Here is a 21,921-nt window from a genome sequence, read left to right on the forward strand (position 1 = left end):
TGAATGGTTGTCGATATTTTTTTACTATTTTATATTTACTTCTTTGGGAACTCCCCTGTTCAATATTCCCTTCTTTTCATCCATTCATTCGTTTCGAATAACAATTGGGAGGCGATCTATTCCACAACCCCAAGGTAGAAAAATATTATTTACCCCCCAAGGAATAAAACCGAATATAAAACCAAAGCCTTTACAGAAAAATAATTTTTTTTATTATGTTTGGTTTTTTATATAAAAAAATAACAAAACATCCAATATGAAACCACCTTTAGACCCAAAGAAGCCTACGAATATCTTGATAGGCCTGTGCCTGCTCCTCTCTATTGCTTGCAGTCCTTCTAAGAAGGACCTTTTATTAGCACCTAGATCAACTTATGACATTGACAAGGATGACAACCAAGACAGCATTCGTCTCAAGGCTGCCCATGTTGTACCGACAGAAAACCAATACAATGCGCTTAAAGATGAGTTTATTGGTTTTGTTCATTTTGGCCCAAATACTTTTACGGCCAAAGAATGGGGTTCCGGCATGGAGGATCCTACCGTATTTGATTTAAAAGAACTTGATACGGACCAATGGTGCGAAGCAATGAAAGCTGCTGGCATGACCAAGGTGATCTTTACCGCCAAACATCATGATGGCTTTGTATTATGGCAATCAAGGTACACCACACATGGTCTGATGTCTACAGGTTTTAGAAATGGCAAAGGCGATGTATTGAAAGACCTCGCTGCCTCCTGCGAAAAATATGGGCTCGACCTTGGTGTATACCTTTCTCCTGCAGATTTGTACCAAATCGAAAACCCTATGGGTCTGTATGGAAATCTTAGTAAAAAAACGAAAAGAACCATCCCTGCCACTGTCAAAGGAAGGCCATTTGAAAACCAAACTACTTTCGAATTTGAAGTAGATGATTATAACGAATATTTCCTTAATCAACTTTTTGAATTACTTACCGAGTATGGTCCTATAAAAGAAGTTTGGTTTGATGGCGCCCACCCGAAAAGAAAAGGTGGCCAAACCTATGATTACTCCTCCTGGAAAACCTTAATCAGAAAACTAGCCCCAGAAGCTGTTATTTTTGGCAGACAAGACATCAGGTGGTGTGGCAACGAATCAGGGCAAACTCGAAGGATAGAATGGAATGTTATCCCTTATCAGGAAAACCCTAATCAGATGAATCGCTTTGAAGACATTACCGGGGAAGAAGTTGCTTTTTTGGAAAATTTATACCCAGCTAAATATTTGCACTATCAACCTGCTGAGACAAATACTTCCATTAGAGAAGGCTGGTTTTACCGAAATGACCACGAACAAGGAGTAAGAAGTGCTGATGACGTTTTTGACATGTACGAAAGAGCTGTTGGTGGAAACTCAATCTTCCTTCTCAACATCCCCCCTAACACCCAAGGGCTTTTTCCTGATAGGGATGTAAAAGTACTTAAGGAAGTAGGCGAGAGAATAAGGAATACTTATAGTAAAGATTTATTAATTGATGCCAAAGGACCCAAAGAGGTTCTGGACAATGATGACCAAAGCTATATTTTACTCGACCAATCAAAATCATTTGAGATTAGCTTGAAAGCCCCCATAAAAATGAATCGATTGGTTATCCAAGAAGCAATCAAATCTCATGGTGAAAGAGTGGCGGCGTTCACATTGGAGGCTTTACTTGATGGGGAATGGAAAGAAATAGTACATGGATACAATATAGGCTATAAAAACATCCTCCGATTTCCTGAAGTTTACACCAACAAGCTTCGGATTACAGTAGATGAAGAAAGGTATATCCCCACCATCAATAAAGTGGCTGCTTACTATTATGAAACCCGTCCTCCACAATTAACCATTGAAAGAAACCTAAAAGGTATGATAAGCATTGCACCAAAAAAAGTGGATTTTGGCTGGAAGACCTATGAACAAGATATTGCCGGAAGCCTGAATAAGGACCTAAGCATCAGGTATACCTTAGATGGAAGTGAGCCCAACAGCGAATCTAATTTGTATGAAGGACCTTTTCATTTGTCTCATGGAGAAGTAACAGCAGCAGCATTTGGCAAAAATGATCGTGGTGCAACCGCCAAAACTCACTTTGGAGCTATTAAAGCCAACTGGAAAATTGTAAATGCAAGTTCTCCTGAAAAGGATCACGAAGCTTCAAAAGCAATTGATGGCAATAAAGAAACTTACTTCAAAGCAAAAGGAAGTGAAAATGGCGGACAACAGCTTACGGTAGACTTAGGCACGGTCCTTACCATAACAGGTTTTACCTATTTGCCACCTTCAGCGGACAAAGAAGGAATGATTGCCTTGGGAGATATTTATTATAGCTCAGATGGATCCAACTGGCAGCTACTGGAGCGTTTTGAATTTGGAAACCTTATCAATGACCCCTCTTTGAGAAGACATGACTTTAAAATCCCTATAAAAACAAGATATATAAAACTTGAAGCCAAAAGAATTGCCGGAGGCAATACATTTGCTGCAATAGCAGAACTTGGACTATTGGTAAAATAGGCGGCAATTTAATTTTGACTGCTAAATTGAAAATAGCAGCGGAAAACTATTTTCTGCTGCTATTTTTTTGTACCTATTTATTTCATCTCAATCCCCCACTTTTAGGTCTTTCTTATTATAATAATTCCTAAAAAAAAAGTCCACTTACATTCTTATGTAAGTGGACTATTAATCTCCTCCTCTTGGGCTTCCCGATTCACTTTGATCTCGGGACAGGCGAACCAAGGACCCTTCCCGGTCGACCGGGATCAGATGCTCTAAATTATTTACTGTATCCGTTTTGAATAATAGCTAAAATTACTTTTCTAGATTTCTGATTTTTTATAAATTTTTCAGCCTTCAATGCTTCTGTTCTAGAGTTGAAGGGAATCGCTTTTTTGAGTACCCAGGGAATCCCTCTTTTAGTCCAGATGTTATTCCTTTGAGAATCGTTGTGAAATAGGAGTCTTTTGTCGATGTCCCCTGTCTGTCCAACATAGAATTTATCGATTAACTCAGAATATATGATATAGACATAATACTGATCCATAACGAAAAAAGCCAACACTATCTGTGCTGGCTTTAGCTCCTCCTCTTGGGCTCGAACCAAGGACCCTCTGATTAACAGTCAGATGCTCTAACCAACTGAGCTAAGGAGGAATTTGTTGTTTTTTTAAGGCCTTTGCCTTAATTGAGATGCAAACATAACAGGTAACTTAATTTTTTCCAAACAAGAGGCTATGGTTTTTGCAAATATTTTTCAATTGAAAAAAAATGATCTTCTAAATCAAGCACTTATATAATTAAAAAAAATTAAAAAAAGTAAATCCTTTTTTTAGCATTCATTCAAGTTCTATTCTTGACAATATTTTTGAAATGAATCACTTTTAATTAATTAAAAATAAATTAAATTTGCTCTTCCTATTTAGGCAAACAAATATGGGTGTTTTAATAGTAAATCTCGGGGTGTCGCGCAGCTTGGTAGCGTATCCTGACAAAGGTCAGGAGGGTCGCCAGTTTAGACTTCGAATAAAAAAGAAATAGTAGAAATTAAATAAATCTCGGGGTGTAGCGCAGCTCGGTAGCGTGCTTGCATGGGGTGCAAGAGGTCGCAGGTTCAAATCCTGTCACCCCGACGAGAAGCCAGGCTGGGATTAATCCGGTCTGGCATTTTTTATGAATTACTCTGTATACATATTGTATTCGCATTCAACTGACCGGTATTACGTGGGGCAAAGTAAAAACCATTTGGAGCGTTTTGAGCGTCACCAAACCGGGCGTAATAAATCTACTAAAGCAGGGATACCATGGGAAGTAGTTCATGTAGAATATTTTGATGATCGTTCCTCTGCTGTTCAAAAAGAGCGTCAAATTAAAAATATTGGTAGTCGAAGATATCTTGAGAGGTTAAAGGACCGTAGGCTATAGCCAAGCAGACAGCGTATCCTGACGGGAGTCAGGAGGGTCGCAGGTTCAAATCCTGTCACCCCGACGAGAAGCCAGGCTGAGATTAATCCGGTCTGGCATTTTTTATGAATTATTCTGGGAAAGAATAGCCTCATATAAAGCCATATAACAAAAGTTAAATAAATTCAGATTGCCTCTCATCCCCCGAAATACCTTAAATACTTATTGAACATACTTCTCAAGGCACAAGTTATTTTTACCCCCCCCTTTAACTTCTATCATAAACCCTTATCATTCTCAGAGATTAAAGAATTTTTTTTATAACTTTAACAATTTATTTTTACCTTTTTTCATTGCTTTTATAGATATACATGCTTATATTGATATTAAAATATTTATTTTAGATATTAAACATGCTTTAAAATAAAAGGTTTCCGATAAAAGAGCTATACCTATTACAGATTGTGTTTTTAGGTTATCAACTAAGATTTAAACTCATATCCAATGAAATTAGTAACTGCAGATTTACTAGACATCCACCATTACCCATTCGGATCTAATGATCCCAATGAAGAAAAAATTGCCAGCAGGTTATTTTTACCTCCAGTATTGACAAAACCTGCCCAAACCAAAATCCGCACCCATTTAACAAATTACTTTATCGCACATCGCAAAATGCCAGATGAATTAGCCTTTGAAAATGCGGCAAAATACAGACTTAGATTTTTCTTTAAATCTCCCTACCACCACCATGGAAGAGGAAAACTAGGCTACTTTGACGAGGAAAGGAATCACAAACTCCCCTTGGAAAATTTGGCAGATTGCTACTTTATGGACAACGGCAAAACAATTGAATTGCATATTTTTGACAACATGACCTTTTCATAGCCTAATACAAGACTAAAACAGCCGCATCCTTACTTTTTCGCGATGGATTCTACCGAAATACACCACTTTTTCACTTTTTGAATCTCTTCCTAACTTTACTAGTATACAGTCGCTAGATGGTGTGATTCACTATCATTTACACTTTTCAATTAAAAACCCTAGTTTTAAATCTCAATTGCAAGCAATTGAGACAATTGTAAAAAGTAAATCGTCTTGACAATTAAACACCTTTAATAACCATCATGAAACATACAAATTTTCTAATTCTTTTAATTTGGTTTGCTATTAGCACAAGCTCTTGTACAAATTGGGAGGACAGTTTTTCAAATGGAAGCCTTTATGATACTTGGGAAGTCGTAAACTTGCATGAGGGCTACGGACTGAATAGTGTCGCAACGCTAGTAATCAATGAAGACAGGACTTTTACCAAATCCATAACTTACCGACAGCCAAATTCAGGAGAACTAGTAGGGTATTATTTTTTCTCAACAGGCACTTATCAACTAGACGATAAAAACATCACTTTCACGCCTAATCAAAGTCTTTTTATTGATAACGATAAACCTTGGGGAGAACTTGATGACTTGAACCCTGTAGAAAACAGCAATGGTTTTCTGCCCGTTACCTCCACATTAGAATACAGAGACAATGGCATGAAATTATTGATCGCCACCCCATGCAATGACATAGCCCTCTCTTCCTGCGCCCCCTCTCCAATATACAACAGAGCTGATTAAACCCGGATTATGCAATAGACATTCTATTACATAATCCGAATTAAACGCAATAAAATACAGTCTCCTCCTAAATTAAAACACCAAGAGAAATAGCAGAATAGCACCAAAACATCAATTCCATTCATAAATTCGAATTAAATAGCCTTATTACACCTAATATAAGTAGTAAATCTAGGAGTTTCAATATTTCATTGAAACGTGAAAATCACCCTTGCAACCTCCTCAAGTCAGCTAGAAATCTTAACAACATGAAAGTCTTTAAATTTACTGCTTTTTTAATGGTCTGTTTACAATTCAGCCCAGTCCAGGTTTTTTCTCAAAAAATAGCTTCCGGCCCTTATTTCCAAGAAGTCAGTCAAGAAATTGAACTCCCACTTAATGCTGGATTAGACGTCGTGAAATTATTTAAACATGGCAATACAATTAAAGCAGTTACCTCCCATGGTATATTTTACAATAAGGAAGGGCAATGGTCAGGCCAACCTTTTGTTTCAGGTATAATCAATGCTACTTCGGACAACTCCCAAACAGTATGGATGAACAATGACAAAACCATTTGGTCTGAAAAAGGTGATAGAATACCCAACCCTCCACGAACAGACGGACGCCAATCCATCACAAGTACACATTGGATTAATAGCAACACCCTTTTGACTGGAACCACGCATGGACTATACACGTGGAACGGAGCATGGGAAAAGGTAGCCTCCTTCCCTAATGTAAAAATCAATGCAATAGCCCAAGACAATGAAGGCATAATATGGATCGCCTCCGACGAAGGCCTTTGGCAAAATAAATCTGGAGAGTGGCTAGATATGGACAAAATTGGCCTAGCCCTAGGGCATGACAGCCAATACCTGACGGTAACCACCGGAATAAATGGTAAAGACATTTTATTTAGCTCGCCAAAGGCAATCGCCTCCCTTGCCGCTGATGGCAATCATTGGCTAAAAAGAGGTGCAGATGGACTACCATATGGCCCTGTCACAACAATATTTGAAACAGACAGTCTATTATGGTTAGGCACTCCAAAAGGTTTGATCCGCAAGGGGAAAAACTGGAGGTATTACACCAGCAAAAGATGGTTGGCAGATGACCAGATCAACGACATCCTACCCATTGAATCCGGAAAAGTATGGGTAGCAACACCCTATGGCATCTCAGAGATCGGATTAAAAGCCATGACCCTGGAACAAAAGGCAAATGGAATTGAAGACATCATCGAAAAAAGACACAACCGGATAGGAATAATCAACAGATCTAAATTAGCCATCGCAGGAGACATTAACAGTAGCTTTTTGGAAAATCAAGACAATGACGGCCTATGGACCTCCTGTTACCTCATTGCCGAATCATTCAGATATGGCGTCACCAAAAGTGAAGATGCCAAAGCAAAGGCAAAGCGAACTTTCGAAGCCCTGGAAAGACTGGAGACAGTCACAGGAATACCAGGCTATCCCGCCAGGTCCTATGTAAGGTCAGAAGATCTTTTGGCCCCTTCAAGGTCTCCTCATCCAAAAAACTGGCACCCATCACCTGATGGAGAATGGCAATGGCTGGACGATACCAGCTCCGATGAGATTGTCGGCCATTTATTTTCAATGGCGCTCTACCATGACATGGTAGCTGATGAGGCGGACAAAAAGAAGGTGGTAGATTTGATCGACAGAATTGTTAGCCATATTGTAGACAATGATTTGCAATTGATCGATTACGATGGAAAACCCACAAGGTGGGCAATATGGACCCCTGACTCCTTGAACAGATCTTCCAATTGGTATTACGAAAAAGGATTGAACTCACTTCAAATCCTTTCCTCTCTGCAAACAGCCTATCATTTTACTGGAAAGGCGAAATACAAGAAGGTATACCGCCACTTGATAGAGAAAGAAGGCTATGCACAAAATGCCTTACAAGCTAAAATGACCGACCCTTTTGACATCAGCCATTCTGATGACATATTAAATTTCTTCCCTTATTACAATTTACTCAAATACACACCCAAAGAAGACCCCAACTACCCACTTTACCTACAAAGCCTCCAAAGATCTTGGAAAGCCGTACAATCAGACAACATGCCTGTTTGGAATGTTTTTGCCAGTGCTTTATTAAAAGAGGACAAGGATTTAAACATCGCTTTGCGAGAAATTCAAACTTTCCCCTTGGACATGATTACTTGGTCTATAGACAACAGCCATCGCTGGGACTTAAGGATTGATGAATTTCCGGGCAGAGGTAGAAGCCCTCAAGCTTACACAGCCCTTCCTTCCCCTGAAGGCAATGCTTTTAGATGGAACACCAACCCCAAAGAATTAAACATTAGCGGAGGGGGAAAAACAGAGGTAAGTGGCACCTATTACTTGGTGGCCTATTGGATGGGGAGGTATTACGGGTATTGGGAGTAAGAAAAACCTAAAAAAATGATAACAATATAAAAGCCGCTTAAAAATAAATTTAAGCGGCTTTTAAACCTTTGCCTATAAAAATAAGCATTGTACCAGGAGCGGGAATCGAACCCGCACGACCGTGAGGTCACAAGATTTTAAGTCTTGCGTGTCTACCAGTTCCACCATCCCGGCAACATTAGCGACAACTAATATAGAAAAAGGAAAAACCATTTCCACTATAATTGCCATCTAAATAATAAAGCCCTTCAATAAGGGCTTTATGTGAGCGAAAGACGAGATTCGAACTCGCGACCCCGACCTTGGCAAGGTCGTGCTCTACCAGCTGAGCTACTTTCGCTTGTTATTTTTACACAGAAAGCTTTTCTTTCCGTGATTGTGATGCAAATTTACGCGTAAATTTTTAAAGTCCAATATAACGAAAGAAATTTTTATCAACATAATGCTACTCCCCTGACAATAAAGGCACTAAATTATTCCAACATCTTTTTTATTTCATTTAATTTCAACAAAGCCTCCACCGGAGAGATGGTATTGATATCAAGAGCCTCTAATAAATCCTTTGCTTCCTTGAATTTTGGATCCAATTCAAACATGCTCAATTGATAATTGTTCTTAGGTATGTCTTTGATGTTTTCCTTGTGTTGCTGAAGATGTTTGTCCTTTTCAAGGTACTTCATGATCTCTGCTGCACGCAAGACCACAGGATTAGGCATTCCCGCCATCTGGGCAACATGAATACCAAAACTATGCTCACTCCCTCCCTGCTGTAGCTTCCGCATAAACACTACCTTATTCCCCAACTCTTTTACCGCCACATTAAAATTCTTCACCTTAGGAAAATCATTGGCCAGTTGATTCAACTCATGGTAATGCGTGGCAAATAAAGTTTTGGCCTTGCATTTGGGATGGTTGTGCAGATATTCTACAATGGACCAGGCAATGGAAATTCCATCATAGGTGGAGGTACCTCTTCCGATTTCATCCATTAATACCAAACTCCTATCAGAAAGATTATTTAAAATACTGGCGGTCTCAGTCATTTCCACCATAAAAGTAGATTCCCCTTTGGAGAGGTTGTCTGATGCCCCTACCCGGGTAAAAACCTTGTCCACAATCCCTACTCTTGCAAAGGAAGCCGGCACGAAGCTACCCATTTGAGCCATCAACACGATCAAGGCAGTTTGCCGTAACAATGCCGATTTACCAGCCATATTCGGGCCGGTAATAATAATGACCTGCTGCGTAGAATTGTCCAGGTAGATGTCATTCGGCACGTAATCCTCTCCTATTGCCAGTTGCTTTTCTATCACAGGATGTCTACCATCCTTGACCTCAATAGCATCTGTATCTGCTATTTTAGGTGCACAATAATTGTTCTCAGCAGCTACTTCCGCAAAGCTTAACAGACAATCCAAAGTTGCCAAAACCCTTGCATTCTGCTGTATCTGCTCTACATAGTCTCCAGCATCCTGAACCAACAAATGGAAATACTTCTGTTCCAGAGCAATTAGCCGCTCTTCAGCATGCAATATTTTTTCTTCATAAACTTTAAGCTCCTCGGTAATATACCTTTCAGCATTGACAAGTGTTTGTTTTCTGATCCACTCAGGCGGCACTTTGTCTTTATGCGTATTGCTTACCTCTAAATAATAGCCAAAAACTTTGTTGAAGGCTACTTTCAAAGAGCTTATACCTGTCCGTTGAATTTCTCTTTGCTGGATTTGCACCAGAAAATCTTTACCGGAGTTGGCCAGTTTACGGTATTCGTCCAGGTCAGGATCTACCCCGTCCTTTATGATTCCTCCCTGATGTGAAAGCATAGGCGCATCCTCCATCAACTCCTTATCGATTTTTTCTAGCAGATAGGAACAAGTATTCAATTGGTCTGCCAACTTTTTTAGTGCTCCATTTTGCTGATTGCCCATCAATTCCTTAATCGGCAAGGTACTGAGCAAGGCTTTTTTTAGATGGTTCATCTCTCTGGGGTTGATCCTCCCCACGGCTACTTTGGAAATCAACCGCTCAAGATCCCCCACATGTTTTAGATGGGAAAACAACTCCTCCCTCAATTCTGAAGCTTCGTAAAAAAAACTAACTGATTTTTGCCTTTCTACGATCAATCCTTTTTCTTTCAGTGGTAGTACCAACCACTTTTTCATCATTCGGCTACCCATAGGTGTTTGGGTCCTGTCCAGAATTTGAATTAGTGGCACCCCTCCTTCTTGTTGTGGATAAACCAATTCTAAATTCCTGATGGTAAATTTATCCAGCCAAACATATTTCTCCTCTGCTATCCTTGATATGGAAGCGATATGCTTGACTTCCTTATGCTCTGTTTCTTCTAAATAATACAATATGGCACCTGCTGCAGTACTGCCTAGCTCCATATTATCTATTCCGAAACCTTTTAAATTTTTTGTACCAAAATGATTGGTAAGTTTTTCATAGGTGTATGCCCTTTGGTATACCCAATCCTCGCAGTGAAAAGTATGAAAATCATTCTTTAACAGGTTTCCAGCTGCTACCTTAGCTGCTTTAGAATGAATAATTTCTGAAGGGTTAAAACTCTGAAGTAGTTTTTCTATATAGGATTGGCGCCCTTCGGCACACATAAACTCGCCCGTAGAGAGATCCAAAAAAGCAATCCCCAATTGATCATTCCTGAAATGAATACTTGCTAAAAAATTATTCCGCCTTTTGTCCAGCACATTGTCATTGTAAGCCAGACCAGGCGTAACCAATTCTGTGACCCCTCTTTTAACAATCCCTTTCACCTCTTTTGGGTCTTCTAATTGATCACATATGGCTACTCTATTACCCGCCCTTATCAGCTTGGGCAAATAGGTGTCCAAAGAGTGGTGCGGAAAACCGGCCAACTCTATGTGAGAGGCAGAACCATTGGCACGTTTGGTAAGTACAATGTCAAGGATTTTACTGGCCTTTATTGCATCTTCTCCAAACGTTTCATAAAAATCCCCTACCCGAAAAAGCAAAATGGCTCCGGGATGCTTTGCCTTGATGGCATTGTATTGTTTCATTAAAGGGGTTTCCTTGGCTTTAGTCTTGCCCATTGTTATTTTTCGGTTTTAGGACCTGAATTTAATTAAGAATGTAAGGGAAACAAAACCTAAATCTAATACTAGGCCTTAGTCTCTCTTGTTTTTTTTGTCTGGAAATAAGTAAATTTGAGGTCCTTTGGGCTTTGAAAGCCCTACCATTCACTAAATCAGCATTTTAAATTTTAAATTTATATCCCGATGAAAAAACTCAGCATGGAAGAACTCAACCGACTCTCTGTTGAGGATTACAAAGAAATCGAAAAAAATCCAATTGCCCTGATTCTTGACAATGTTCGTAGCCTAAATAATGTAGGTTCAGCCTTCAGAACCTCTGATGCTTTTCTGGTGAAAAAAATCTTTCTTTGCGGCATTACTGGTCAGCCTCCTCATAGGGAAATTCAAAAAACAGCCCTAGGTGCAACTGAGTCAGTAGATTGGGAACATTACGAAAGCACATTGGACGCAATCAAGCTTTTAAAAAAAGAAGGCTATGAGATCTGTGTGCTAGAACAAGCCTCACACAGTACTCATCTCAATGAATTCGAGCCAAAGCTTGGAAAACCTTATGCCTTTGTATTTGGAAATGAAGTATTTGGAGTGGAAGAAGATGTTGTACTGGCTGCAGACCAAGTATTGGAAATCCCTCAATTTGGAACCAAACATTCTTTAAATATCTCAGTAAGCATAGGGATAACCCTTTGGGACATGATTAGCAAAACCTACGGATTTAAATAAGAGAAGGGATAATTAGAGCAAAATTGTAGGTCTATTTTATATAAACACCAGTAAACTCAAGTGCATTTATACTGGGTCAACTTCTTCAATTACTCTTCTCTTCTCAGGTACCTGTCAATTATCTCATCCTTATCCTGATCTTCTGCCAATTCAAGCAATGCCCTGTTGACTTCATATACCAAGTTACTCTCGAGTGGAAAAGCAAAGCCATAACCCTGTTTGTAATATTCCGCCTTGGCCATAAATAAATCTTCGTCCCCATGCTTTTTAAGATAATACAACATCTGCGGGCGATCATAAACTACTGCAGCAACCTCCTTTTTATTTAACATGGACATGGCTTCTTCCAATGTATACACCTCCACAGGTTTGGCAAAGTGCTCCTCCAAAAACACTTGCGAAGGCGAGTTGGAGATGGTTGCCACATTTTTATTTACCAATTGCTCTATACTAGAAACCGGAGATTTTCCCATGGAAGCCAAAGTAAGGGTACTGGCTATTCCAGCCACCATAGAAGTAGCAAAAATAATTGAGATAATCATCCAACTGCCTGCAATAATGCGTCCCGTCAAAGTAACTGGTGCTTTGTCTCCATATCCTGTGGTACTCATGGTAACAATGGCAAGCCACATCCCATTCCCTATCCCATCTATTGGGTCATTTGGAAATTGATCCTTGGAATGCTTTCTTTCTGCCAACCACAATAGGGTACCCACTATGGCAAGAATGAATAAAAATACAAACACGGCAATCAACAATTTAATACTAAAAAATGGCTTGATCTTGTCCCAATATCCTTGTTTTTCAGACCGGGACACGATGGCCAAACTTGAATTATAAAAAGGCTGAGAAAATCTAAAGTCCTCCACCCTGCTGGAAGTAATACTGATAGGCCCTATCACCAAATCCAAAGCTCCCTGTTCCAAGGAATGCAAAGCGTCATCTACAGTAGTATAAGACTTAAAATAATAATTCCATCTTTGTTTGGCCGCCAGTTCTTCCCAAATTTCTACGGATATGCCACTTACTTCTTGTCCTTCACCATAGACAAACGGCTCACTTCCTGCCACACCCACAAGCAAGGTATCAATGTCTAGGCGCAATTGACGGGCTTGTAGGTTTGTCGTTAAGTGAAATAAACCTAGTACAAAGAAAAATAGAATTGAGCTTTGACGTTTCTGAAACATGTGCGTATGTTTTATTAAGGACAACCCAATTTATTGAAATTAATTAATAAATTGATTCTAAACAGCTTCCAATATAAAAGGAGAACCCTGAAAATAAGGTGCAGAACTTTTCTCTTAAAATGAAAATATTTTTTAGTAATTAGTCTTGGCCGCCATTTAAACCCGGATTATGTAATAGGATTTCTCCGCCCTGACAAGGTCAGAGGTGATGCCTGTCCCGTGTTTACGGGAAGTGTTGCAATCGCAAGAAAATCAGGCTGTTTGAAGCGATTTCAGCACCTAATAGATTGTCTATTGCATATTTCGGGTTTAATAGAATAGGGAGTAACAAATGGTTTTTACCTTATTTTTTTTCCAACAGCTCTTTTTTTATCACCTTGATTTATGCCTTAAAAAAAACCTTTCTTCTCTTATATAATCGGATCACTGAATTTTAGGGCAAAAATCGTATATTATCAATTCTTTTTTAAAATAACCAAATTCAAATACGATGAAAAAAATAGTATTATTTGCTGCTTTATTCCTGGTTCTGTTTCAGGTAAAGGCAGAATTAGAATTGCCTAAAGTTTTTGCTGACCATATGGTACTGCAAAGAGGCCAGGAAATACCTGTATGGGGTAAAGCAGACCCGAAACAATGGGTAAATGTGACCTTTCAGGGCAAAAAATACCGTGTAAAAGCAGATAAAGAAGGACAGTGGATGTTGAAAATGGACGCTTTCCCTAAAGGAGGCCCCTATATTCTTTCCATCAATACAAAAAAAGAATCCAAAGTTTTGGAAAACGTTATGATGGGTGATGTTTGGTTGCTTGGTGGACAATCCAATATGGAGTGGCCATTGATAAAGACAAACAGTGGTGAAGACAGTATCAAGACAGCAAACCATCCTAATATCCGACTTTTTGAAGTGGGAAGAAACCTTAGCTTGGAGGAAATAGAAGAAGTTCCTGAGGCAAAGTGGTCTATTTGTTCTCCTGAGACAGTAGCCAATTTCTCTGCTATCGGTTATTATTTTGCCAGAAGAATTGAGTCAGACATGGATGTGGCCGTTGGCCTATTGGACATCAACTGGGGAGGAACCCTTTCTGAAGCATGGACCAGTGCAGATGCCTTATTGACGCATGCTGATTTCAAAGAGAGAGTGACAAAAAACCAAATGGAAGGCCCTAAGGATTTCTCAGATCCTGATTTGAAAAAACCCAATAGCTGGCCAACCAGTTTGTTTTACGGCATGTTGGAGCCAGTGATACCTTTTGCGATCAAAGGAGCCCTATGGTATCAGGGTGAATCCAATGCATCAAGGGCATATCAGTACAGGGAAATTTTTCCATTGATGATTGAAGACTGGAGAGCCCAGTGGGGACAAGGGGATTTTCCTTTTCTATGGGTGCAATTGGCCAATTTTAGACAGCCTAAAGCTGAGCCTGTGGATAGTGACTGGGCAGAACTAAGAGAAGCACAAACCATGACCTTGTCTCTTCCCAATACTGCGCAAGCCGTAATCATAGACAAAGGTGAAGCCAATGACATCCACCCTAGGGACAAATGGACAGTGGCAGAGCGTCTTGCCAAAGGAGCCAAGAAAGTTGCTTATGGTATGGATGTAGTTTACAGTGGTCCTACCTATAAATCTATGGAAATTCAAGACGACCAGATTCGTATAAGCTTTGACCATATTGGTTCAGGCTTGGTAGTCAATGATAAATATGGTTATGTTAAAGGATTTGCTGTTGCGGGTGCAGACAAAAAGTTTCATTGGGTATCAGGTAAGCAGGATGGAGATCAAATTGTTTTGGAGACTGGAGATATCAAGAACCCTGTAGCCGTAAGATATGGCTGGGCGGACAATCCTGATGATGTTAATTTATACAATAAAGAAGGGCTTCCTGCCAATCCATTTAGAACAGATGATTGGAAGGGCATTACTTATGGTAAAAAATAAGTTAGCTTATTAAAATAAAACCTCCGGATTGCTGCATTATTAAACACAGGAGTCCGGAGGTTTTTATGGTAATACAGGATTCGAGTTAGGGTTAGTTACCAAAATTTGATTTTTTCTATGGCAGCGATTAGCCGCTGTATGTCTTCTGGAAAGACGTGACCAATATGGCCTATTCTAAAAGTAGCGGCTTTGGATACCTTACCTGGATATATTACAAAGCCTTCTTCTTTAAGCAAATGGTATAATTTGTTGAAAGAAAAGTCAGGACTTGAAGGCTCATGAAAGGCCGTAATAATGGGTGACTGGTCTTTTTCAGAAAGAAAAGCTTCAATTCCCAAATTTTTCATTCCCCTTACCAACGTTTGGTGGTTACTGACATACCTTTTGTATCTGGCGGAAATGCCCCCTTCTTCTTTTAATTCTTCAAGAGCTTGTAAAAAGGCGCGAACTGTATGGGTAGGAGAGGTGAAACGCCACTTTCCCGGGTCATTTTCCATAGCCTCCCATTGGTCATATAGATCTAGAGAATGGCTTTTTGAATTGCCTTTGCATGCTTCTAGGACCTCTCTTCGAGCAATGATAAAACCAAACCCAGGTACGCCCTGAATGCATTTATTGGCACTACTAATCAGGAAATCGATTTTTGGGGCCTTGATATCAAGTGGGATACCTCCAAAGCTACTCATGGCATCCAGAATAAAGCATTTTTTGTATTTCTCAGCAAGCAAGGCAATGGGCGCATAATTATTAAGCATACCCGTGGTGGTTTCGCTGTGCACCATTCCTATATGGGTAATGTCTGGATTTTGCAAGAGCAGTTCTTCCACTTTTTCAGGACTGGGTTGCAAATGCTCTTCCAGATCTAAAACTTGCAAATCAATGCCCATTAGGGAAACTATCTTAGCCATTCGCTTACCATAGGCACCATTTGAAAGCACCAATATTTTATCTTTTGGTTTTAAGCAGGTCCATAAGACGGCTTCTACTGAAAAGGTACCACTTCCCTGCATTAAAACACTAGTGTAGGAATCCCCTCCATTACTTAATGCAAGTATTGCGCTGCGAATATTTTGTACGATTGATTTGTAGTCTTCATCCCATGTACACCAGTCGCGGTTCATGGCCTCTCTGACCGTTTTACTTGTACTTAAAGGGCCTGGGGTAAGCAGTAGGTAAGGATTATCAGGTATCATATTAAGGTAAATTGCGGTGGATTTTTCAATCAAATATAATCTATCTTGGGATTGATTCTTGTCAAAAAAGCATATTATTGACAAGAAAAATCATCAAACAATATATGTATAAGAAAAGTACCTTTTTTACCTGGCGCCAGTCATAAAGGGTTGGCCTTTCTTTTAGTACTTAAAAAGACTAATGCTAAAATACCTGCGAGTGTCAGTGAAATGGTGATCCGATTTAAACCCTGCTTGTTTCCGTAATTGAACAAGGTCTGAAAGATTGTACTTTTGGGAGATCTCCATGTGTACAGGTTCGTTTCTTTCAAAGACAATTGTTTGACCAGCCACCTGAACATTTTGCTGAACTTTGCTAATAAGGAAACTTTTGGTAGTACCACTTAAGGGGTCGTAACTTGCAAAGTGGTCAAAGTCCTCGGGAATAAAATTTCCCTCCAATTCTCTATTAATACGGTGAAGGAGGTTCAGGTTAAACCTTTTGGTGATTCCTTCAGGATCGTCATAAGCCATTAAAATGGTGTGTGGGTGTTTCTTCAAATCTGCTCCAAGCATGAAAAAATCGCCATCACTTAAATATTGACGAACAAACTGTAGAAATTCTACTGCTTTTTCACCTTCAAAATTGCCGATATTACTTCCCATGAATAGGACAATTTTCGGGTTTTGCCTGGGTTTGATTTTTTCAAGTGTTTGAAAATAATCCCCAGCTATGGGCAATATGTTTAAATCTGGAAACTTTTCCCCAATCACTTTCTTATTAAATTCAAGAATATCAGTAGAAATATCAAGGGGTAAGTAATTTATATTTTTTCCTGCTTTAAGTATTGCTTCAAGGAAAATGGCTGTTTTTGTTCCATCTCCTGCACCCAATTCTACGACATCATAAGTGTTGTTTGGAAGTAGGTCTATTATTTCATGGCTTCTATTGCGTAAGATTTCAGTTTCACATCCCGGCAGATAATAACTATCCATCTGCATGATTTCCTGAAATATTGCCGATCCTTTATCATCATAAAAATATTTTGAAAAAAGTCGCTTGGGTTGTGAATTCAGACCTTTTAGTATGTCTTTTTCGAAAATTGTGTTCTTCATAGTGATTGGGCAAGTCTGATTCCTGAAAAAATCCATTGGGAAGGGGGTGCAAAGAAATTACGGTAAGTTTTTCTGCTATGGTCTTTAGCTGTTGCTACTGATGCTCCTCTAAGCACTTGCTGGTTGACCATAAATTTACCGTTGTATTCTCCCAAAGCACCAGGAGCTTTTTTAAAGCCTGGATAGGGTAGATAGGCACTTGCTGTCCATTCCCAAAGTTGACCCCAGCTAAACTGATCTGCAGCTACTTCCCATTCAAATTCTGTGGGTAACCTCATCCCTTTCCATTCCGCAAAAGCAAAAGCCTCATAAAAACTTACGTGTTGAACAGGTAAATCGGGATTTATCGCTTGTAATCCGTTAAAGGTATAGTTCTGCCACTCACCTTTTACTTTGTGCCAATATAGGGGCGCTTTTATTTCATTTTTACTGATATGATCCCAGCCATCAGAATGCCAGAGGTTGAAGTCTGTATATCCTCCGGAGGCTATAAATTCCATGTATTCCTGATTGGTAACCAGGTTTTTGGAGATGCTATAAGGTTCTAAAAAAACCCGGTGCCTTCCAAGTTCATTGTCATAGGAGAATTCGTCACCGGAAAAACCAATTTGCTTTATTCCTTCGGTAACTTCCACCCAACCTGCTTCTTTGGTTTCTGCCTTGGTAGTGAAATCATCTCCATACTTGGGGAAGGTAGGCTGGTTGCCCAGGATGTATTTGATGTCGTAGACCAGAAGTTCCTGATGTTGTTGTTCGTGGTTGATCCCAAGCTCAAGAATTTCCAATATTTCTTTACTTGCTTCACCATTTTCAATTAAGGCCAAAACCGCATCGGTTACGTATTTTCTATAGGCCATGACTTCACTGACAGGGGGCCGGCTCATCAGTCCTCTGTTCGGGCGCAAGACCCTATCACCAGCATTATTATAGTAGCTATTGAACAAAAAGGCGAAGTCTTCATCGTATACCGCGTAACTGCCCCAGAAAGGGATTAATAAAAACTGTTCAAAAAACCAGGTGCTGTGGGCCAGGTGCCATTTGGGAGGAGATACCTCAGCTATGGGTTGAGGAACATAGTCTTCCACTTGTAATGGGGCGCATATTTTTTCGGTTTGCATCCGACAAGTTTTAAACCTGTCTAAAAGTATTGGGATTGTTAGTGATTGCTGCTTTAATTCCCTTGCCATGAAAACTATTGTTTGTTGGGTTATTGTTTCTAACAAATAAATATAGGGATGGTTTTCACCATCCCTATATTTTCAGCAATTATCGGGCTAATATTCTTATGACTATATATTTCTTAGTCATAAAGTTCTACAATCATCTCTATTTCAACAGAAATATTGGAAGGCAATGAACCCATACCAATGGCTGCTCGGGCATGTTTGCCCTTTTCACCAAATACCTCTACCATCAAATCTGAAAAGCCATTGATGACTTGAGAATGTTGGGTAAACGAAGGATCTGCATTGACCATGCCTTTGGCACGAACAATATTTTTAACCCTGTTTAGGTCACCAATTTCAGCCTTTAAAGAAGAAAGAAGTGAAATACCTGCAAATCTAGCTGCAGCTATGCCTTCTTCCAGACTGATTTCACTGCCCAATTTACCTGTTACCTGAGAACCATCAGGCCTATCAGGTCCGGTACCAGCTAGGTAGACCACATTGCCTAAAGTTTTTGCTTTTAGGTAATTGGCTGTTGGTGGTTTAGGGGTGATAAGCTCGATTCCCAAATCTTTGATTCTTTGTTCAGCATCTACTCCATCTGTTTTTTGCTCTGTAGTTGCTGCTTTTTTATTGGATGAAGGTGGTCCACCACATCCAGCTAAACATAAGAAAGGAACCAACAGTATAAGTGCAAATTTTCTCATTTTATGATTGATTTTTTTAAAAGGATTTTTTTTCAACTTCAAATCAGGTTGCCAATGGAGGTCCACCTGGTACGGAGATCTTTTGTTTTCTTTGTTTGCTCTCCCATCTTTTGGCAGTAAACTGGGCAGTTAAGTATTCACCCATAAATACCTCTCCAGATATTTGGCCATTTTTTAACTTACCTGTAAACATGTAAATGACAGAATCTCCAGGTTTCCTGAAATGACTTCGGATTTTTACCGTGTCACCTTCGATTGTACCATACACATCCTGCTCAGCAAAGTCACTTTGATGCGTTCCGTTTAGCCAGTTGCCATCTTGCTCGAGGATCATGTGATGGGTGCTTTTGCTGCTAAAGAAAGCCATTTCTATGTTCCACCTACCAGAAATGTCTGAAGCTGCGGCTGCCATGGAGGTGTCAGGAGAAGGTCTCTTTTTAGATAAAGTATCATGTAGTCGTTTGGCAACAACTTTTGCCTCTCCATCCTGCATTTGGCTAGGGGTAACATTGATTGAGGTCAATCCATCTTTGTTACCACTTCCAACGGCAATTCTTGGTTCTGACCTGCCGAAAAGCTCAGCAACTTCTTCGCCAGTAATATTGAATTGGTTTGGATCCCAACTTACGATTAAGCCCGGAGCTCTATTGTTAAGCCCTTCAGGAATGGTTATTTCGTGTGTTACTCCTTTTATTTTAGTGGCTTTATCCGCTATAAGGTTTAGCCATTCCATCCATCTGTCCCATTCTTTTTCATGGTCTCTGGTAGTCCAAGCTTCAACAGCTGCGAGCATACCAAGCATCTCCTCTTTTCCTACTTTATTGTCTCTACCCGGTCCGTGATGCGGAGAACTTGCCTGCCATGCAGAAAGCATGAGGTCTTTTCTACCTAGTAAAAGTCCGGCACACTGAGGGCCGCACATTGCTTTTCCACCACTGTATGCTACCATGTCTGCTCCACGCTCAAAATGAACTACAGGAATACTAAGGTTTTCAGCCGCAGCATCTACCATAATAGGTATATTTTGCTTTTTTGCTACTTTGGCTATGGCTTCCACCGACATAGGTTGCCCTGTAGAAGAACTTCTATTTGCTAGCAAATAGATCATGGCAGTTTTAGGATTGATGGCTTTTTCCAACTCTTCCATACTGTCAACTTCTACCACCGTAATACCAATGTTCCTTACCGCATGGTCATAAACATTTCTGGAATGTCTAGGGATAATCACTTCTGTTTTATCCAATCCGGATAAGTCAGGAATTCTAAGCAATTTTTCAGGATTACCTCCTGTAACACAAGCTGCAGTACCATGCTTCATTGCGGCCGCACAACCAGCAGTGATAATACCAAACTCAGCTTTGGTGATTTCAGCAAGTCTTTCTCCTATGGCAAATGCCAACTCATCGTATTGCACAAAGTTTTTGGAAGCTGCAGCCATTGCTGCGTGTACTTCCGGTCGTTCGATAGAACCACCTATAATCGTGAATGTACCTCGGCAATTGATGATTGGAACGACTCCAATTGATTTATAAATATCTTCATCAAGGGCAAGTGGTCCCTTGGCAACATTTTTATCCGGTGAAGCCATAAGTGGCGACATGCTCATAAGGCCTCCTCCAACGGGAAGGATGGCCAGGTTTTTCAACATTTCTCTTCTATCCATAACTTTTAGTGGTATTTATCTGCTGCCAAGCCATTAAGGTCATAAACGACCTTCCCGTCTTTTATGGTCAGCTCTGTTTCTAATTTATATTTACCTTTAATTTTCTTTTTACCTGCATCAATAAATCCATAGTCTCCTTGAAGTAACCGCAATAGTGTTAGATCGGCCACCGCACCTACACTTAGATGACCGAGGTCTTCTCTGTGTATGGCCTGAGCAGTTTTCCAGGAAGCTTTTTCGATAACCTCTTCCACGTTCATGCCAATATTGATGAATTTGGACATGACATTCAACATGTTCTTCATTCCGCTATTCATGCTAAAGCGGTGGAGGTCTGTACCAAAAGAATTGGGAACCAAACCCTGTTGGTAAGCTGGAATGGCTTGACTAAACCAAAAACCTGCACCACCATGGCCTACATCGAAATTAATTCCTCTCTCATAAGCTGCTTTTACAAATGGGTGTAATCTGCCTTCTTCATCTATGATGGGTAATCTTTCGTCTATTTCTTCAAAGCTATGGGTAATGATGTCACCCGGGCGCATTTTGTTCAGTTGATCAGCCAATGAATATGCCGGCAGGTGACATTCCACCAATAAAGGCTTGCCGGCTTTTCCCGATGCCTGAAGTGCATTGTCAAAAGGAAGCCAGTCTGTGCCTGTATAATGCCCAATTTTAATCCCGACCAGGATATCTGGGTATTGTTTTAATGTTTCGTAGGCTTTTTCGGGATCCATGTCGGAGAGGTTTTCCTGTGTGGGGTTTCCACTCATTCCCGTTCCGGAGATATTTAAAAATGCCAGCACTCGTGTCTGTGAGGCATCTATTACATTCGTTTTGAAAGTCTCGAAATTTCGCCATCCTGAAGTACCCGCATCTACCACTGTAGTAACGCCTGAACGAAAGGTGAAGTCGTCAGGTGAAACACTGTAAAAGCCGTCTGCAAAAGTCTTGTTTTTGCTTCCTACAAATACATGGGTATGTGGGTCAATTAATCCAGGGCTGAGGATCATTCCTGAAGCCTGAATTACCTTTTTCGCCCCATTTTCTGGTAGAATTTTAGAGACTGCTGCTATTTTCCCGTCTGCTATAGCCACATCCATGGTGTCACGGATTTTGTTTTTTGCATCTACAAGATAGGCTCCTTTAATGATAAAATCGTAATTCTGGCCAATTGCTTGCAAATTGTAAGCGACACAAAAGCATATAATGAGAATAAACTTCATGTTAATCGATT

The 21,921-nt window shown here is 40.0% G+C and carries 16 protein-coding genes and 4 tRNA genes; 8 read left to right on the forward strand and 12 right to left on the reverse strand.

The annotated features are described in order from the left end of the window. The first annotated feature begins 256 nt into the window (after positions 1-256). Positions 257-2,518, forward strand: coding sequence for an alpha-L-fucosidase (locus tag AC13EX_RS17830; protein WP_482893749.1), 2,262 nt, complete (start codon positions 257-259; stop codon positions 2,516-2,518). A 262-nt stretch (positions 2,519-2,780) separates the two neighbouring features. Here the strand turns inward: AC13EX_RS17830 and AC13EX_RS17835 are convergent, their stop codons facing one another. Both AC13EX_RS17835 and AC13EX_RS17840 read right to left on the reverse strand, forming a co-directional pair. After that, positions 2,781-3,107 carry a GIY-YIG nuclease family protein gene (locus tag AC13EX_RS17835; protein WP_482893750.1) on the reverse strand — a complete coding sequence of 109 codons (327 nt, stop codon included), beginning with the start codon at positions 3,105-3,107 and terminating at the stop codon, positions 2,781-2,783. Further along, positions 3,084-3,157, reverse strand: a tRNA-Asn gene (locus tag AC13EX_RS17840). The genes AC13EX_RS17835 and AC13EX_RS17840 overlap by 24 nt, the downstream gene beginning before the upstream one ends. A 402-nt stretch (positions 3,158-3,559) precedes the next feature. Between AC13EX_RS17840 and AC13EX_RS17845 the strand changes: the two genes are divergently transcribed. From AC13EX_RS17845 to AC13EX_RS17865, 5 genes are all read left to right on the forward strand, one after another. After that, positions 3,560-3,633, forward strand: a tRNA-Pro gene (locus tag AC13EX_RS17845). 40 nt (positions 3,634-3,673) lie between these two features. Then, complete coding sequence (locus AC13EX_RS17850) at positions 3,674-3,925, forward strand: GIY-YIG nuclease family protein (RefSeq protein WP_482893751.1); 252 nt, start codon at positions 3,674-3,676, stop codon at positions 3,923-3,925. A 483-nt stretch (positions 3,926-4,408) separates the two neighbouring features. After that, positions 4,409-4,792 carry a hypothetical protein gene (locus AC13EX_RS17855; protein WP_482893752.1) on the forward strand — a complete coding sequence of 128 codons (384 nt, stop codon included), beginning with the start codon at positions 4,409-4,411 and terminating at the stop codon, positions 4,790-4,792. 242 nt (positions 4,793-5,034) lie between these two features. Beyond that, a complete protein-coding gene (locus AC13EX_RS17860) occupies positions 5,035-5,529 on the forward strand; it encodes a hypothetical protein (RefSeq protein ID WP_482893753.1) in 495 nt (164 codons plus the stop codon). A gap of 248 nt (positions 5,530-5,777) precedes the next feature. Continuing rightward, positions 5,778-7,934, forward strand: coding sequence for a two-component regulator propeller domain-containing protein (locus AC13EX_RS17865; protein WP_482893754.1), 2,157 nt, complete (start codon positions 5,778-5,780; stop codon positions 7,932-7,934). 90 nt (positions 7,935-8,024) lie between these two features. Here AC13EX_RS17865 and AC13EX_RS17870 read toward each other — a convergent pair. The 3 genes from AC13EX_RS17870 to mutS all read right to left on the reverse strand — a co-directional run bounded on the left by AC13EX_RS17870 (position 8,025) and on the right by mutS (position 11,008). Next, positions 8,025-8,108, reverse strand: a tRNA-Leu gene (locus AC13EX_RS17870). Between the two features lie 93 nt (positions 8,109-8,201). Further along, positions 8,202-8,274, reverse strand: a tRNA-Gly gene (locus AC13EX_RS17875). A 133-nt stretch (positions 8,275-8,407) separates the two neighbouring features. Further along, complete coding sequence (gene mutS / locus AC13EX_RS17880; RefSeq protein WP_482893755.1) at positions 8,408-11,008, reverse strand: DNA mismatch repair protein MutS; 2,601 nt, start codon at positions 11,006-11,008, stop codon at positions 8,408-8,410. A gap of 186 nt (positions 11,009-11,194) precedes the next feature. Here mutS and AC13EX_RS17885 point away from each other — a divergent pair, with 186 nt between their 5' ends. After that, on the forward strand, positions 11,195-11,731 hold the full coding sequence (locus AC13EX_RS17885) for an RNA methyltransferase (protein ID WP_482893756.1): 537 nt from the start codon (positions 11,195-11,197) through the stop codon (positions 11,729-11,731). Positions 11,732-11,820: 89 nt separating this feature from the next. Here the strand turns inward: AC13EX_RS17885 and AC13EX_RS17890 are convergent, their stop codons facing one another. After that, a complete protein-coding gene (locus AC13EX_RS17890) occupies positions 11,821-12,918 on the reverse strand; it encodes a transporter substrate-binding domain-containing protein (protein ID WP_482893757.1) in 1,098 nt (365 codons plus the stop codon). Positions 12,919-13,408: 490 nt separating this feature from the next. Here AC13EX_RS17890 and AC13EX_RS17895 point away from each other — a divergent pair, with 490 nt between their 5' ends. Continuing rightward, the gene (locus AC13EX_RS17895; RefSeq protein ID WP_482893758.1) at positions 13,409-14,860 is read left to right on the forward strand and encodes a sialate O-acetylesterase; all 1,452 of its coding nucleotides are present in this window, start codon (positions 13,409-13,411) and stop codon (positions 14,858-14,860) included. Between the two features lie 95 nt (positions 14,861-14,955). Here AC13EX_RS17895 and phnW read toward each other — a convergent pair whose 3' ends face one another. From phnW to AC13EX_RS17925, 6 genes are all read right to left on the reverse strand, one after another. After that, complete coding sequence (phnW, locus tag AC13EX_RS17900) at positions 14,956-16,053, reverse strand: 2-aminoethylphosphonate--pyruvate transaminase (protein WP_482893759.1); 1,098 nt, start codon at positions 16,051-16,053, stop codon at positions 14,956-14,958. 162 nt (positions 16,054-16,215) lie between these two features. Continuing rightward, entirely contained in the window at positions 16,216-17,148 is a 933-nt protein-coding gene (gene egtD, locus AC13EX_RS17905; RefSeq protein ID WP_482893760.1) for an L-histidine N(alpha)-methyltransferase, read from the reverse strand. Next, positions 17,145-18,335: an ergothioneine biosynthesis protein EgtB gene (gene egtB, locus AC13EX_RS17910; RefSeq protein WP_482893761.1), complete on the reverse strand. Its 1,191-nt coding sequence runs from the start codon at positions 18,333-18,335 to the stop codon at positions 17,145-17,147. The genes egtD and egtB overlap by 4 nt, the downstream gene beginning before the upstream one ends. Before the next feature lie 113 nt (positions 18,336-18,448). Further along, the gene (locus tag AC13EX_RS17915; protein WP_048644453.1) at positions 18,449-19,021 is read right to left on the reverse strand and encodes a RidA family protein; all 573 of its coding nucleotides are present in this window, start codon (positions 19,019-19,021) and stop codon (positions 18,449-18,451) included. Positions 19,022-19,064: 43 nt separating this feature from the next. Further along, positions 19,065-20,684: an aminotransferase class V-fold PLP-dependent enzyme gene (locus AC13EX_RS17920; protein ID WP_482893762.1), complete on the reverse strand. Its 1,620-nt coding sequence runs from the start codon at positions 20,682-20,684 to the stop codon at positions 19,065-19,067. 5 nt (positions 20,685-20,689) lie between these two features. After that, positions 20,690-21,910 (reverse strand): amidohydrolase/deacetylase family metallohydrolase, encoded by a 1,221-nt coding sequence (locus AC13EX_RS17925; RefSeq protein ID WP_482893763.1) that lies wholly within the window; start codon positions 21,908-21,910, stop codon positions 20,690-20,692. Between the last annotated feature and the right edge of the window lie 11 nt (positions 21,911-21,921).

This window comes from Cyclobacterium sp. L-R (assembly GCF_056859355.1).